Raw genomic sequence first — 13,689 nt, forward strand, 5'->3', positions numbered from 1 at the left:
CACCCGCCACCCTCGACGACGTGACCGACGCCGCCGTCGCACAGTTCTTCACCCCCCTCGGCGACCTCGAACTCGGCCTCACGGCCCCGCAGCCGCAGCACTGAACCATCAGCCACACGCGTCCAGGAGGGACTGCTATGAGCACTACCGTCGGATTTCTGGGACTCGGCCACATGGGTGGCCCCATGGCGGCCAACCTCGTCAAGGCGGGACACACGGTGGTCGGCTTCGACCTCGCCCCCGCCGCACTCGAGCAGGCAGTGAAAGACGGTGTCACTGTCGCTGATTCGGCTGTCGATGCCGTACGCGAGGTGGACGTCGTGATCACGATGCTGCCGAGCGGCAAGCACGTTCTCGGGCTCTACGCGGAGATCCTGTCCGCCGCGAAACCGGGAACCCTGTTCATCGACTCGTCCACCATCGACGTGGCGGACGCCCGGGCCGCGCACGACGAGGCCGTCGAGGCCGGACACCGCTCGGTGGACGCACCCGTCTCCGGTGGCGTCGTCGGCGCCACCGCGGGAACTCTCGCGTTCATGGTCGGCGGCACGGCGGACGACTTCGAGGCCGCGAAGCCGCTGCTCGACGTGATGGGCAAGAAGGTCGTCCACTGCGGCGACCCGGGCAACGGTCAGGCCGCGAAGATCTGCAACAACATGATCCTCGGTGTGTCGATGATCGCCGTCAGCGAGGCGTTCGTCCTCGGCGAGAAGCTGGGCCTGAGCAACCAGGCCCTGTTCGACGTCGCATCCAACGCGTCGGGTCAGTGCTGGGCGCTTACCACCAACTGTCCTGTGCCCGGACCGGTTCCGACGAGCCCGGCCAACAACGACTACCAGCCGGGGTTCGCCGCAGCGCTGATGGACAAGGATCTCGGTCTCGCCGCGAACGCGCTGAAGACCAACGGCGTCGAGGCCGAACTCGGGCTCCGCGCTGCCGAACTGTACAGCCGGTTCCACGCCGCCGGCGGTGGTGGCCAGGACTTCTCGGCCATCATCAACGACATCCGCGAACGTTCCACCGAGGGAGAGCAGTGACCGACTTCGAGACCATCCTCCTGGAGCGCAAGGGCCGGGTGGGGATCATCACCCTCAACCGTCCGAAAGCGCTCAACGCACTGAACTCCGAACTGATGCGCGAGGTCGTGTCGGCGGTCGAGGAGTTGGAGAAGGATTCGGAGATCGGAGCCATCCTGATCACCGGCTCCGACCGGGCCTTCGCGGCGGGCGCCGACATCAAGGAGATGCAGCCCAAGTCGTACATGGACGTCTACCTGGACGACTTCTTCGCCGCGTGGGATCGCCTCGCCGCGGCCCGCAAACCCATCGTTGCCGCCGTGGCGGGATACGCGCTCGGCGGCGGCTGCGAGCTGGCGATGCTCTGCGACATCCTGATCGCCGCCGACACCGCGAAGTTCGGTCAGCCGGAGATCAAACTCGGCGTCATCCCCGGCATCGGCGGCTCACAGCGCCTGACCCGCGCCGTGGGCAAGGCCAAAGCCATGGAACTGTGCCTGACCGGTCGGAACATGGACGCCGAGGAGGCCGAGCGCGCCGGGCTGGTGTCGCGGATCGTGCCTGCCGCCGATCTCATGGACGAGGCGCTGCAGACGGCGACCACCATCGCCGAGATGTCCCTCCCGGTCGCGATGATGGCGAAGGAAGCGGTGAACCGCTCCTTCGAAACCACCCTCACCGAGGGCGTCCGCTTCGAGCGCCGGGTGTTCCACTCGACGTTCGCCACCGAAGATCAGAAGGAAGGGATGGCGGCGTTCGTCGAGAAGCGTTCGCCCGTCTTCAAGCACCGCTGAAAGCCCTGAAACGACTGTCGCCCCGCACCGGACCAGGTGCGGGGCGACAGTCGTGCTTCACCACTTGGTGGGCGCGTCTCCGGTGTCGAAATCGCCTGCCTCGCGGCGCAGTTCGGCGAGGATGGCGACCAGTTGCTCCAGCTTGTCACCGGACACACCGGGGCGGGAGAACACCTGGGCGTTGAGCCGCTCGGTGGATTCGACTGCCAGTTTCCTTCCCGCGTCGGTGATTTCGATCAGCGTCGCCCGGCGGTCGCTCGGATGCGGAACACGCCGCACGAGATTCGCCGTCTCGAGCCGGTCGACGGCGTTGGTGACGCTCGTCGGGTGAACCTGAAGACGCGCGCTGGCCTTCGCCATCGGGAGTGCGCCGGTGCGCGTGAACGTCAGCAGTGTCAGCAATTCGTACCGTGCGAACGTGAGCCCCGACGGTTTGAGCACCTCTTCCACCCGCGCGATCATGATCTGATGGGCGCGCATCACCGAGGTCACCGCGGCCATGCCGTCGGCAACGTCACCCCAGCCGTGCTTGGTCCATTGCCGGTGGGCCTCTTCGATGGGGTCGAGATGAAGTGGTGACGGTGGTGGCATGCGTCGATCATCCCATGTCGGGTGATGGGCCGTGAAAGTCTGCCGAGCGTGTCGTCAGCGCGCGTCCGCCTTCGCTGCGGCCGCCAGCGCCGCCAACCCCAGTCCTGTGCACGCGGTCATGGTGACTGCAAGCGCGACGCCGGTGTTGCCGAGCACGCCGACCAGGGGAGCGATCAGGGCGCCGACAACGAATTGCAGGGCGCCGAGCAGCGCGGCAGCCGTGCCCGCGGCCTCCCCGTGCCTGCCGAGGGCCAGGGCCGGGGCATTCGGCAGGACGAAGCCGACACCGCCGAGGAGGAACCACAGGGGAACGACGAACCCGGCGAGCCCGCCGAACTCGAAATGCGCGGTGGTGATCAGCGCCAGCCCGGCCACCGTCGCGAAGCCGAGGGCCGACACCGTGATCTGCAGCGGTGACCAGCGCGCGAGGGCGCGGACGTTGAGTTGCGAGGCGCCGATCAGGGCGATCGCGCCGGAGCTGAACAGCAGCGCGAACTGCTGCTCGTCCAGGCCGTACTGGTCCTGGAACACGAACGACGCACCGGAGACGTACGAGAACAGCGATCCCATCGCCACGCTCGACACGAGCGCGAGCACCATGAACGCCCGGTCCCCGAGCAGGCCCGTGTAGGTGCCCAGCACGGCGACGAGGTTGCTTTTGCGGCGACGCTCCGGCGGCAGCGTCTCCGTTAGACCCCATGCGCCGATCAACGCAGTCAGAGTGCCGATCACGGCGAGGACGACGAAGATCCCGCGCCAGTCGAGGGCGATGAGGAGCGCCCCGCCGATACTCGGGGCGAGCACGGGTGCGACGCCGAGGACGAGCATCAGCCGCGACATCACGACGGCGACGGTGTTCCCCGAGAACAGGTCGCGGACCACGGCGAGCGCAACCACCGCTGCTGCGGCGGCGCCGATGCCCTGGAAGACGCGGAGCACCCCCAGCACTGCCACGGTCGGTGCGAACACCGCGAGCACGGACGCGGCGACGTGCACACCGATACCGGCGATGAGGGGGCGTCTGCGTCCGAGGCTGTCCGCCAGCGGTCCGACGATCAACTGTCCCAGCGCGAGGCCGAGCAGAGTTCCCGTGATGGTCAGCTGGACTGCGGACGAGGACGCGCCGAGGTCGGTTCCGATGTCCGGTAGCGCCGGCAGATACATGTCGATGGTGAAGGGGCCGAGGGCCACCATCGCGCCGAGTACGAGGATCACCCGAAGGCTGGGCCGAGTGGTTGTCCGCTCGCCGGTCGGGGCGGCGCGTTCTTCGGTGTCGGTCATGAAGCAACACAGCAACGAGGGCACGTGGTTTGTTCCCGCCCCGGCGTGTCGGTTCAGAATCACCGTGAGCACAACCCTCGCGCCCTCGGCGCCGGCCGGGCACAGTGGTCATCGATGCGGGTGTGACTGAGTGGTTGAGGTACCGGCCTGCAAAGCCGTTCACACGGGTTCGAATCCCGTCACTCGCTCGACGAGGACCGGCAGGTGATGCACCTGCCGGTTCTCCGCGTGCTCAACGGCGAACTATCCGGTGTAACCGGAGAGGTCGTACACGGTCGTGCCGCCCACTGTGACGGGCGTGAAATTGGCGGTCACCCACTCCTCGATCGCGCCGGACGTGCTGTCACCGGCGCGACCACCACCACCCGCGATGTAGTAGTGCACCTGACCGTTCTCGACGTAGGAGACGAACTGGTCGAGTGTCGGCGTGGGGTCGGAGCTCCATCCGCCGATGGCCATCACCGCGGTGTCGGCGGCCAGTTCATAGGTGGCAGCGCTCTGCGAACCGTTGGTCGCGGCCGACCACGTGGTGCCTGCCTCGGCGAGCAACGTCGTGAGCTCGGAACTCCTCCCACCGTCGTTGCCGCCCATGCCACCGCCCGGTGCCCGACCGCCGATGTCACCGCCCGGTGCCTGGCGACCGCCGATGTCACCGCCCGGTGCCTGGCGGCCGCCGCCTCCCATTCCGGTATCGGCGACTGCCCCGGACGGGCCGGCCGTGGGTATCGATCCGCTGTGCGCGGTGGCGGCGGTGGCGATCGCGTAGGACGCGGAGCCTCCGATTCCGGCGAGCGAGCCCAGCAGCACGCCGGTGACGGCGAGTTTCCGGACGCGGTTCCCGTCGCCGAGCGCGATCAGGGCGGCGCCGAGAACGGCGCCGGCGAGCAGGACCCACTTCAGGGCGGGTATCCACTCGGTGTTGCGGTGCAACAGGACCCAGCTCCACGTACCTGCGGCCACCATCATGAATGCGAGGCCGAACCGTCCGAGAATGCTGCCGCGCTTCTGCCACAGGGCGTACCCGCCGGTGCCGACCATCCCGGCGATCGCGGGGGCGAGCGCCACCGTGTAGTACGGGTGGATGGTGCCGGACATGTAGCTGAAAATCAGTCCCGTGACGAGGAACCATCCACCCCACACGATCAGGGAGGCCCGCACGCGGTCCGTCCGCGGAGCGCGTCCACGGGCGAGCAACCCGAAGACCAGGGCGACCAGCGCCGCCGGGATCAGCCACGAGATCTCGATGCCCATCTCGCTGCCGAACAGGCGATCCAGACCGGTGCTCCCGCCGAAGCTCGATCCCGCACTGCCGCCGGTCATTCCGCCGCCGCTGCCGGTGTTTCCGAAGATCCGGCCGAGTCCGTTGTAGCCGAGCACCAGATCCATGACGCTGTTGTCGGTGGAACCGCCGATGTAGGGGCGCGAGTCCGCGGGCCACAGCCACACGGCGAGAACCCACCATCCGGCCGCGGCGACGACAGCGGCGACACCCCCGGCCAGGTGCAGCAGGCGAAACCGCAACCGGGCATGTCCGGCAACCAGATAGGCCAGACCGAACGCGGGCAGCACCATCAGGCCCTGCAACATCTTGGTGAGGAACGCGAAGCCGAGCGCGACCCCGGTGAGGGCGATCCACATCGCGGCGCGGCGGCCGGTCTCCGTCTCGATCGCGCGGACCACGAAGTATCCGGCCGCGGACATCAGGAGCACGAGCAGCGCGTCGGGGTTGTCGAAGCGAAACATCAAGGCGGCCGCGGGAGTTGCGGCGAGAACGGCGCCGGCGATCAACCCGGCGGCCCTGTTCGTGACGCGGGTGACGGCCGCGTAGACGAGGGCGACCGACCCGACCCCCATGAGGGCCTGGGGGACGAGGAGGCTGGCGCTGGAGAACCCGAAGATCCGCCCGGACAGTCCCATCACCCACAGCGACGCGGGCGGTTTGTCGACCGTGATGAAATTCGAGGTGTCGAGCGAGCCGAAGAACCACGCCTTCCAACTCTGCGAACCGGCCTGCGCCGCCGCGGCGTAGAAACTGTTGGCGTAGCCGCTCGCGGTGAGATCCCACAGGTACAGCGCCGCGGTGGCGGCGAGTAGTGCGGTGAGGGCGAGTGCGGAACCGCGTCCGCGGATCCACGATTCCGACTCGGCGCGGTGGCCGGGCGATCCTGTTCTCCGGGGCGGAGCCGGAGTGAGAACGGCAGTCATCAGGTGGTCCCTTCGCGAGTTGCTGTCCTGACAACGTTCTCGCGTGGGGGCGTCACCCGGCTGGGAGGCGGCTGGAAGGTTCCTGTGAACCCGGACTCCGATCGCGATCCGGTTCAGCGTGTCGTGTCGAGTACGTCGACGTCGACGCCTGCTGCGGGAAGCAGGTGGTAGAAGGCGCGTTCGCAGAGGTCGATCATCTCGGTGCGTTCCATGGTCGGCTCGTCGAGCCAGGACAGCACGATCTCCTCCATGAACGCCTGCCAGCCCGAGATCGCGGCCTCGAGCGCGGGCGTCGTCGGCACGCCGAACTCGGCCAGCGACACGCCGATCCACAGGGTGAACGTCCGACGCATGCCGCGGTAGATCTGCCGCATCCTCTCGTCGCCGCTCCCGGCCATCCGCATGACCGCGAGATAGATGGTGGGGTGCTCGATCACCGCGTCCGCGAACGTTTCGACGCCCGCCCGGAGTTGCCCGTACACCGGGAGCGTCGCGTCGGGTGTCATTCGCCGCTGCAGTTCGGACGCCGAGGCTTCGAGGACGGCGTTGCGAAAGCCCTGCTTGTTCCTGAAGTAGTGGAACAGCAGTGGTGCCGAGACGCCCGCCTCGGCCGCCACCCGGTCGATCGAGAGGTCGTCGAACGGCACCGTCTCGAGGAGTCGGACGGCCACGTCGAGGATCTGCGCGCGCCGATCTTCGGGAGAGCGGGGTGCGGCGGCCACCCCTGCACTCTATTGACGACCCCCCGAGCCGTCCATTGACTTTTACTCAACCACATACGTAACCTCGGGTAACACATACAGAGTGTGAGGAGCGCAACAATGCCGGATTTCGATGTGGTCGTCAATGGTGGGCTGTGGTTCGACGGAACCGGATCCGCGCCGCTGCGCCGCAATCTCGGCATCCGCGACGGAATCGTCGTCCGGGCATCGACTCGCCCGCTGCCCGTCGGCCCCGACACCGAGGTCGTCGACGCCGCAGGCAAGTGGGTGCTCCCCGGATTCGTCGACGTGCACACCCACTACGACGCGGAGGTGCTCGTCAGCCCCGGCCTGCCGGAGTCGGTACGACACGGCGTGACCACCGTCGTCCTCGGAAACTGCTCCCTCTCCACCGTGTATTCGACGCCGCGCGAGTGCGCCGACCTGTTCAGCAGGGTCGAGGCCGTGCCGCACGACTCCGTGCTCGGGATCCTGGAGGAGAACAAGATCTGGCAGAGCCCGGCGGAGTACGTCGAGGCACTCGAGTCGTTGCCGCTCGGCCCCAACATCGCCGGGTTCATCGGACACTCCGACATCCGCACCCACGTCCTCGGTCTCGGCCGCGGCACCGACAAGCGGATCGAGCCGACCGCGCGCGAACTCGAGCAGATGGGTGCGATGCTCACCGATGCCGTGGACGCCGGCTTCCTCGGGCTCTCCTCGATGACCAACGCACTCGACAAGATCGACGGAGACGAATACCGTTCCCGCTCACTGCCGTCCACGTACGCGCGGTGGAAGGAGTTCCGCTTCCTCAATCGCATCCTGCGCGAGCGCGGCAAGATCCTGCAGAGCGCGCCGACGATCAACCTGCACCCGAACATCGCCGGATTCTTCGCAGAGAGTTCGGGCCTCGGGCGGCGCAAGCCCCTCAAGACGTCGCTGCTGTCGGCAGCGGACTCGAAGGCCTACCCGCCGATCGTGTACTTCATGCTCGCCGCGGCGCCGCTGCTGAACCGCTTCGCCAAGACCGATTTCAAGTGGCAGCACCTGCCGGTGCCGTTCACCGTCTACGCGGACGGGATCGACCTCGTGGTGTTCGAGGAATTCGGCGCCGGCGCGGCGGCCCTGCACCTCAAGGGCCAGGTGGAGCGAAACGCCTTGCTACAGGACGAGTCCTACCGACGCCGGTTCCGCACGGACTACGACAACAAGTTCAGCCCCCGCATCTGGCACCGCAACTTCTACGACGCCGAAATCGTCGGGTGCCCCGACGAGACGCTGATCGGCCAGACGTTCGGCGCCGTGGGTGATCTCCGCGGTGTGCACCCGGTCGACGCATACCTCGATCTCGTCGTGAAGTACGGCACCGACCTGCGGTGGCGAACCACCATCGCCAACCATCGCCCCAGGTTCGCGAAGAAGCTCGCGGCCAGTTCCGGGGTGCAGATGGGATTCGGCGACGCCGGCGCCCACCTGCGCAACATGGCGTTCTACAACTACCCGATCCGGTTGCTGAAGAAGGTCAAGGACGCGCAGTCCGACCGCAAGCCGTTCCTGACCGTCGAGCGGGCCGTTCACCGGCTGACCGGCGAGCTGGCCGACTGGTACGGCATCGACGCCGGCCACCTCCGCGAAGGTGACCGCGCCGATCTGGTCGTCGTCGACCCGGCGGGTCTCGACGCCACAGTGGACGGATTGTTCGAGGCGGAGGTCCCCGAATACGGCGGGTTGCGGCGGATGGTGAACCGCAGCGACGGCGCCGCGGTCGCGACGGTGATCAACGGCAGGCTCGTCTACCGCGACGGCGAATTCACCGGTGGATTCGGCGTGACCAAGACGGGACGCTTCCTCCGCGCCGGAGAGTCGGCCTCAGACCGCAGCGAGCGTGAGACGATCGTCGGATGAGTCGCACGGAGCGGATCGGCACGTTCACCCGCGACGGACTGGTGTTCGACGTCCGCGACGAGGGCCCGATCGACGGCACACCGGTCGTGCTGTTGCACGGGTTTCCGCAGGACTCGCGGTCGTGGGAGGCGCTGGCGCCGCTGCTGCACCGGCGCGGGTTCCGCACCCTGGCCCCGGATCAGCGCGGCTATTCGCCCGGTGCCAGGCCCCGCGCCCGCCGGGCGTACCGCAGCACGGAACTGATCGCGGACGTCGTCGCGCTCATCGACCGGGCAGGCCTCGGCCCGGCGCACGTGGTCGGACACGATTGGGGCGCGGCCGTGGCCTGGGGTCTCGCCGCCGAACGCCCGGACCGGGTCCGGACGCTGACGGCGCTGTCGGTGCCGCACCCGGCGGCGTTCGTGCGGGCGATGCTCACCAGCCGTCAGATCCTGAAGTCCTGGTACATGTTCGCGTTCCAGCTGCCGTGGATCCCGGAGCGGGTGCTCACCCCGGACGGCTTCGGCTACCGGGCCCTGGTCGCCAGCGGCCAGTCGCCGGACGACGCGAAGCGCGACCTCGGGCCCATGCGCGACCGGACGCGCGCCCGGGGCGCCCTGAACTGGTATCGCGCGATGCCGTTCACCGCCCCCCGATTCGCCTCGCGGAAGGTCCGGGTGCCCACGCTGTTCGTGTGGAGCGACGGCGACACGGCGATCGGTCCGGTGGGGCCGAAGCTGACCTCCCGATTCGTCGACGCCCCGTACACATTCGAGGTGCTCCGCGGCGTGAGCCACTGGATCCCGGACGAGGCCGCCGAACGCGTCGACGAACTACTCGGAAACCACCTGCTCGATCAGTCGTGATCGGTTGTCCGCTGTCGGTGAACGTCGCGGCGTCAGGGTGCGTGGTCTGGAAGACTCCGGAGGTATGGAAGCTCAGCGCAGACTGACGCTGGTCGCGGCCGCCCCCGAGCGGTCGCGGGAGGAGCCGCTGGTGCGCGAGCTCTACGGGCGGGTGCTCCGCGAGGCGCGCCGGGACCAGGACCGGAGTCTCGAGGACGTCGCCGCCGCGGTCGGTATGTCGAAGCAGTACCTCTCCGAGATCGAGCGCGGGAAGAAGGAGCCGTCCTCCGAAATGCTGCGCGCAGTGTGCGGCGCCCTCGGTCTCCCGGTCGAGCACCTGCTGTTCCGGTCCGGGCGCCGGCTCGGCGCGGCGAACCGGAACTCGGCGACCGGGAACCCGAACCGGCAGGTCCCCACCGTGCTCGCCGCCTAGTCTTCGCAGTCACTCCGCGACGAGCGTGTCGGCCAGGCCGTAGTCGATGGCCTCCTGGGCCGTGAAGATGCGGTCCCGGTCCGTGTCCCGGCGCAGGCGTTCGACGGTCTGGCCGGTGTGTTTGCTCAGAATCGTCTCGGTCTGCGAACGAACCCGCATGATCTCGGCGGCCTGCAGCGCCAGGTCGGAGATCGTGCCGTTGCCCTGCGTCGACGGCAGGTGCAGCAGTACCCGGGAATGCGCCAGGACGTGGCGGTGTCCCTTGGTTCCCGCTGCCAGGAGCACCGCCGCCGCGGACGCGGCCTGCCCCATGCAATAGGTGGCGATGGTCGGGCGCAGGAACTGCATCGTGTCATAGATGGCGAGCATCGCGGTCGTGGAGCCGCCGGGGGAATTGATCCGTGAGTCTTCGGTGCAGCCAAGTCCTTCAGGTCCGGGATAGCCGATCTGGTTTTGTCGGACTGTGTGGCTAGTGTCTGGGTTGTGACGGGGAGGGTGGTGAAGCGGGCGTTCAAGTTTCGTTTCTATCCGACTGTGGTGCAGGCGGAACAGCTTGCTCGGACGTTCGGGTGCACCCGGTATGTCTACAACCGGGCGTTGGCCGAGCGGTCCCGGGCGTGGTCGCAGGAGCAGCGGCGGGTGACCTATGCGGATACCTCGAAGATGCTCACCGGATGGAAGCGGGATGCTGAGACGGAGTGGTTGGCGGAGCCGTCGAAGGGGCCGTTGCAGGAGTCGCTGCGGCAGTTGCAGGGTGCGTTCGAGAGGTTCTGGCGCGGGCAGGCCCGTTACCCGCAGTTCAAGAGGAAGGGGCGGTCGAAGGATTCGGCGACCTACTTCGCGAACTGCTTCACCTATCGCGGTGGGCAGGTCCGGTTGGCCAAGCAGTCCGAACCGCTGGATATTCGGTGGTCGAGGCCGCTGCCGGAGGGGGCGGTGCCGTCGCAGGTGACGGTGTCGCGTAATGCGCGTGGTCAGTACCACATCTCGATCCTCGTCGAAGACGTGATTCCCGAGCTCGCGTCGACTGATCGGGTGGTCGGGCTCGACGCCGGGATCACCAGCCTGTACACGCTGTCGACGGGGGAGAAGATCACCAACCCGCGTCATGAACGCGCGGATCGTGCGCGGTTGGCGAAGGCGCAGCGGGTTCTGGCCAGGAAGGAGAAGGGGTCGCGTAACCGGGCCAAGGCCCGACTGAAGGTCGCGAAGGTTCATGGCCGGATCGCTGATCGGCGGCGCGATTATCTGCATAAACTCTCGACTCGTTTGGTGCGCGAAAATCAAGTGATCGCCATCGAGGATCTGAGTGTGCGGAACATGGTGAAGAATCGGTCGTTGTCTCGGGCGATCTCGGATGCGGGGTGGTCGGAGTTCCGGTCGATGCTCGAGTACAAGGCCGACTGGTACGGGCGGCGGGTGGTGGCGATCGACCGGTTTCATCCGTCGTCGAAGACCTGCTCGGTGTGCGGGGAGGTCGCGTCGACGATGCCGCTGGACGTGCGGGAGTGGACGTGCCGGTGCGGCGTCGTCCACGATCGGGATGTGAATGCGGCGAGGAACATTTTGGCCGTCGGACTGACGGTGGCAGCCTGCGGAGACGGTGTGAGACCACCTCGCACATAACGTGCGGGGCGGCGACTGTCGGTGAAACAGGAACCTCGGGACGCGAGTCTGGAGGGGATTCTCGGTCGTTCACGGCCGAGAGGAAGTCAAGTACAGCACGATGTCGCGTTTGGGATCGGCGGCCGCGAGCAGCACCAGTTCGGAGCAGGCGCGCTCGGCCATGGCATCGTCCACCTCGCCGGTGAGGAGGATCGTGCGCTGGCGAAACAGTCTGTCCGCCAACAGGTCGCGGTAGTTCAGGTCGGGTAGTGCGGCTGTGGTCATGTCTCCAGTTCTACTGCCGCGCCGGCGCAGGACCGCCAGTTGTCTGCTGTGGGCAGACGACGGGGTGCCGGGTGTTCGTGAATCGACGTGACCGTGAGGAGTCCAGCAGATGAACGACCCACCACTTGTGGGTGAACTGTAAGAACAGACCGCTCGGACAGTGGAATCGGGCTCGCATGTGGGCGAAGTCGCTGGTTAGGGTTCCCTCATGCACGTTCTGTTCGTCTGTAGCGGGAACGTCTGCCGCTCGCCGATCGCAGAGCGGCTGACATACGCGTACGCACTCGCCCGCGATCTGCCGCACCTCACCGCGGAGAGCGCCGGCGTCCGTGCCCTCGTGGGCTTTCCGATCGAACCCGTCGCCGCCCGCGTCATCGAGGGCCTCGGTGCGAGCGCCGACGGCTTCCGGGCGCGCCGCCTGCAGCCCGAGATGATCAAACGCGCCGACCTCGTCCTCGCGATGACCGAGCAGATCCGGGACCGTTCGATGGAACTGCTCCTCGGGACGAGCCACTGCACGTTCACCCTGCGGGAGGCACGCAGGATCGCCGTCGCAACCGGGGCCCGCACCGTCGCCGAACTCGCGGTTGCCCGCCGGGACTACGGGACGGTCGAGGAGCCGAACATCAGCGACCCGGTGGGTCTGGCCGAGTCGGCGTTCACCGAGGTGGGCGACCGGATCGCCGCCGAGTTGATACCGCTGCTCGACGCTCTCGACCTCGACAGCGGTACGACGTGGTCGCCGGAACCGGAAGCCGAACCGGATCCCCGACCCGAGCCCGAGCCCGAACCCGAGCCGCCGCTTCCCCCGGTCGTCCACCTGCCGCTGTCACCCAGGCCGCTGATCGCGGCGCGGGCGGCGTCGTCGATCCTCGACTATCCGGTCAGCTGGACGCGCTGAACTGGTAATCGGCGAATCTCTCGTCCACCTGCTCGGCCGTCAGCCCGAACTCCTCGAGCGTGTACTTGTGCGAGGGGCGTCGGTCGCCGCTGCGGCTCTCGGCGTGCATCGCCTCCATCGCCGCCCGGGCGGGCCCACCGAGATCGAGCCCGAAGTGCGTGTAGACCCCCTCGACGGTGCCGAGCGGATCGGCCACGAAATCCCGGTAGTCGACGTCGACGAACTGGGCGGGGTCGTGCCGGGCGCGGGCCGCGGTGAATTGTTCGAGCCCCCGGGCCCACAGCTCGAGCTGGCTCTCCCCGATGACGCTGCCCCGGAACTTCGCCGACCACCCGTCCGTCGCCTGTTCCGCGAGGCTGCACACCGACGGGACGATCGTGCGCGGCGGCCGGTGGGTCTGGACGATCAGCGCGTCCGGGTAGACCTCGAGCAACTCGTCGAGCGCGAACAGGTGACTGGGGTTCTTCAGCACCCAGCGGCGGTCCCGGTCGGGCAGTCCGATCAGCTGAAGGTTCTTCTTGTGCCGCTGATAGGCGTTGGTCCAGTCCTGATGTTCGAGCCAGCGGGAGTACGTCGGGAGCGACGCCAGGCACTCGTAGGAGATCGACTTGAACGTCTGCCGCAGCAGTTGCCAGCATTCCTCGACCTCGCTCGCCGACATGTAGTGGACGCCCATGAATTCGGGACGTTCGATGTGGTGGCGGCTGAAGCCCTCCTCGATCTTCTGGAACACCGGATTCGATTCCCAGGTCTCACGCGGCGGCCGGGGTTGCGGCATCTCGGTCAGCCACATCTCCAGGCCCTGATGGGACGGGTCCGCGGTGAGCAGTCGGTGCAGCGCGGTCGTCCCCGTGCGGGGAAGACCGGTGACGAAGATGGGCCGCTCGATCCGCACGTCCGCGTGCTCGGGTTTCTGCTTCCACGCCGCCTCACTCAGCAGCCTGGCCACCAGGGCGCCGCGGAGGAACACCCGGGACACCTTGCTGCCGAGCGGTGTCAGTTGCTCGTCGGTGTGATACGAATCCAGCAGGACGCCGAGGGCTTCGGTGTAGTCGTCCACGCCGAAGTCGGTGAGACCGGTCAGCCGGGTGGCCGAGGCGTGCAGGTCCTCGACCGTGCCGACCGTGGTGCGCTCGCTCATGATG

The 13,689-nt window shown here is 67.8% G+C and carries 12 protein-coding genes, 1 tRNA gene and 2 pseudogenes; 8 read left to right on the forward strand and 7 right to left on the reverse strand.

Features of this window, described 5'->3' with window-relative positions; all coding sequences use genetic code 11:
* Positions 1-137: 137 nt before the first annotated feature.
* Both mmsB and P3H15_RS34575 read left to right on the forward strand, forming a co-directional pair.
* Positions 138-1,037 carry a 3-hydroxyisobutyrate dehydrogenase gene (mmsB, locus tag P3H15_RS34570; protein ID WP_276141376.1) on the forward strand — a complete coding sequence of 300 codons (900 nt, stop codon included), beginning with the start codon at positions 138-140 and terminating at the stop codon, positions 1,035-1,037.
* Entirely contained in the window at positions 1,034-1,810 is a 777-nt protein-coding gene (locus P3H15_RS34575; protein ID WP_276141378.1) for an enoyl-CoA hydratase, read from the forward strand. The genes mmsB and P3H15_RS34575 overlap by 4 nt, the downstream gene beginning before the upstream one ends.
* Positions 1,811-1,867: 57 nt before the next feature.
* Here the strand turns inward: P3H15_RS34575 and P3H15_RS34580 are convergent, their stop codons facing one another.
* Both P3H15_RS34580 and P3H15_RS34585 read right to left on the reverse strand, forming a co-directional pair.
* Entirely contained in the window at positions 1,868-2,401 is a 534-nt protein-coding gene (locus tag P3H15_RS34580) for a MarR family winged helix-turn-helix transcriptional regulator (protein WP_072946034.1), read from the reverse strand.
* A 54-nt stretch (positions 2,402-2,455) separates the two neighbouring features.
* A complete protein-coding gene (locus P3H15_RS34585; RefSeq protein ID WP_276141379.1) occupies positions 2,456-3,706 on the reverse strand; it encodes a multidrug effflux MFS transporter in 1,251 nt (416 codons plus the stop codon).
* 92 nt (positions 3,707-3,798) lie between these two features.
* Between P3H15_RS34585 and P3H15_RS34590 the strand changes: the two genes are divergently transcribed.
* Positions 3,799-3,870, forward strand: a tRNA-Cys gene (locus P3H15_RS34590).
* Between the two features lie 55 nt (positions 3,871-3,925).
* On the opposite strand, the gene P3H15_RS34595 is transcribed toward P3H15_RS34590, so the two are convergent.
* Complete coding sequence (locus P3H15_RS34595) at positions 3,926-5,887, reverse strand: glycosyltransferase family 39 protein (RefSeq protein WP_276141380.1); 1,962 nt, start codon at positions 5,885-5,887, stop codon at positions 3,926-3,928.
* A gap of 113 nt (positions 5,888-6,000) precedes the next feature.
* Positions 6,001-6,609: a TetR/AcrR family transcriptional regulator gene (locus P3H15_RS34600; RefSeq protein ID WP_276141382.1), complete on the reverse strand. Its 609-nt coding sequence runs from the start codon at positions 6,607-6,609 to the stop codon at positions 6,001-6,003.
* 99 nt (positions 6,610-6,708) lie between these two features.
* Between P3H15_RS34600 and P3H15_RS34605 the strand changes: the two genes are divergently transcribed.
* The 3 genes from P3H15_RS34605 to P3H15_RS34615 all read left to right on the forward strand — a co-directional run bounded on the left by P3H15_RS34605 (position 6,709) and on the right by P3H15_RS34615 (position 9,753).
* Positions 6,709-8,496 carry an amidohydrolase family protein gene (locus tag P3H15_RS34605; RefSeq protein ID WP_276141383.1) on the forward strand — a complete coding sequence of 596 codons (1,788 nt, stop codon included), beginning with the start codon at positions 6,709-6,711 and terminating at the stop codon, positions 8,494-8,496.
* Positions 8,493-9,341 (forward strand): alpha/beta fold hydrolase, encoded by an 849-nt coding sequence (locus P3H15_RS34610; RefSeq protein ID WP_276141384.1) that lies wholly within the window; start codon positions 8,493-8,495, stop codon positions 9,339-9,341. The genes P3H15_RS34605 and P3H15_RS34610 overlap by 4 nt, the downstream gene beginning before the upstream one ends.
* Before the next feature lie 64 nt (positions 9,342-9,405).
* On the forward strand, positions 9,406-9,753 hold the full coding sequence (locus P3H15_RS34615) for a helix-turn-helix domain-containing protein (RefSeq protein WP_276141385.1): 348 nt from the start codon (positions 9,406-9,408) through the stop codon (positions 9,751-9,753).
* A 9-nt stretch (positions 9,754-9,762) separates the two neighbouring features.
* On the opposite strand, the pseudogene P3H15_RS34620 reads toward P3H15_RS34615, so the two are convergent.
* Positions 9,763-10,152 (reverse strand): annotated as a pseudogene (locus P3H15_RS34620) (ATP-dependent Clp protease proteolytic subunit); the annotation flags it as partial.
* An 84-nt stretch (positions 10,153-10,236) separates the two neighbouring features.
* On the opposite strand from P3H15_RS34620, the gene P3H15_RS34625 reads away from it, so the two are divergent.
* The gene (locus P3H15_RS34625) at positions 10,237-11,379 is read left to right on the forward strand and encodes an RNA-guided endonuclease TnpB family protein (RefSeq protein ID WP_276141386.1); all 1,143 of its coding nucleotides are present in this window, start codon (positions 10,237-10,239) and stop codon (positions 11,377-11,379) included.
* An 87-nt stretch (positions 11,380-11,466) separates the two neighbouring features.
* Here the strand turns inward: P3H15_RS34625 and P3H15_RS34630 are convergent.
* Positions 11,467-11,643, reverse strand: a pseudogene (locus tag P3H15_RS34630) (ATP-dependent Clp protease proteolytic subunit); the annotation flags it as partial.
* Between the two features lie 208 nt (positions 11,644-11,851).
* Between P3H15_RS34630 and P3H15_RS34635 the strand changes: the two are divergent.
* The gene (locus P3H15_RS34635) at positions 11,852-12,544 is read left to right on the forward strand and encodes a low molecular weight phosphatase family protein (protein ID WP_276141387.1); all 693 of its coding nucleotides are present in this window, start codon (positions 11,852-11,854) and stop codon (positions 12,542-12,544) included.
* Here the strand turns inward: P3H15_RS34635 and P3H15_RS34640 are convergent.
* Positions 12,528-13,685 (reverse strand): sulfotransferase, encoded by a 1,158-nt coding sequence (locus P3H15_RS34640; RefSeq protein WP_276141388.1) that lies wholly within the window; start codon positions 13,683-13,685, stop codon positions 12,528-12,530. The two genes, P3H15_RS34635 and P3H15_RS34640, sit on opposite strands and share 17 nt — an antisense overlap.
* Positions 13,686-13,689: the final 4 nt, after the last annotated feature.

It is taken from the genome of Rhodococcus sp. T2V (assembly GCF_029269925.1).
Lineage (GTDB): Bacteria > Actinomycetota > Actinomycetes > Mycobacteriales > Mycobacteriaceae > Rhodococcus_F > Rhodococcus_F koreensis.

Bases quoted from the DNA above. Each gene is read 5' to 3' on its own strand.
- P3H15_RS34605 (WP_276141383.1), top strand. From the start codon at position 6,709: ATGCCGGATTTCGATGTGGTCGTCAATGGTGGGCTGTGGTTCGACGGA.
- P3H15_RS34580 (WP_072946034.1), bottom strand. From the start codon at position 2,401: ATGCCACCACCGTCACCACTTCATCTCGACCCCATCGAAGAGGCCCAC.
- mmsB (WP_276141376.1), top strand. From the start codon at position 138: ATGAGCACTACCGTCGGATTTCTGGGACTCGGCCACATGGGTGGCCCC.
- P3H15_RS34615 (WP_276141385.1), top strand. From the start codon at position 9,406: ATGGAAGCTCAGCGCAGACTGACGCTGGTCGCGGCCGCCCCCGAGCGG.
- P3H15_RS34640 (WP_276141388.1), bottom strand. From the start codon at position 13,685: ATGAGCGAGCGCACCACGGTCGGCACGGTCGAGGACCTGCACGCCTCG.
- P3H15_RS34610 (WP_276141384.1), top strand. From the start codon at position 8,493: ATGAGTCGCACGGAGCGGATCGGCACGTTCACCCGCGACGGACTGGTG.
- P3H15_RS34595 (WP_276141380.1), bottom strand. From the start codon at position 5,887: ATGACTGCCGTTCTCACTCCGGCTCCGCCCCGGAGAACAGGATCGCCC.
- P3H15_RS34635 (WP_276141387.1), top strand. From the start codon at position 11,852: ATGCACGTTCTGTTCGTCTGTAGCGGGAACGTCTGCCGCTCGCCGATC.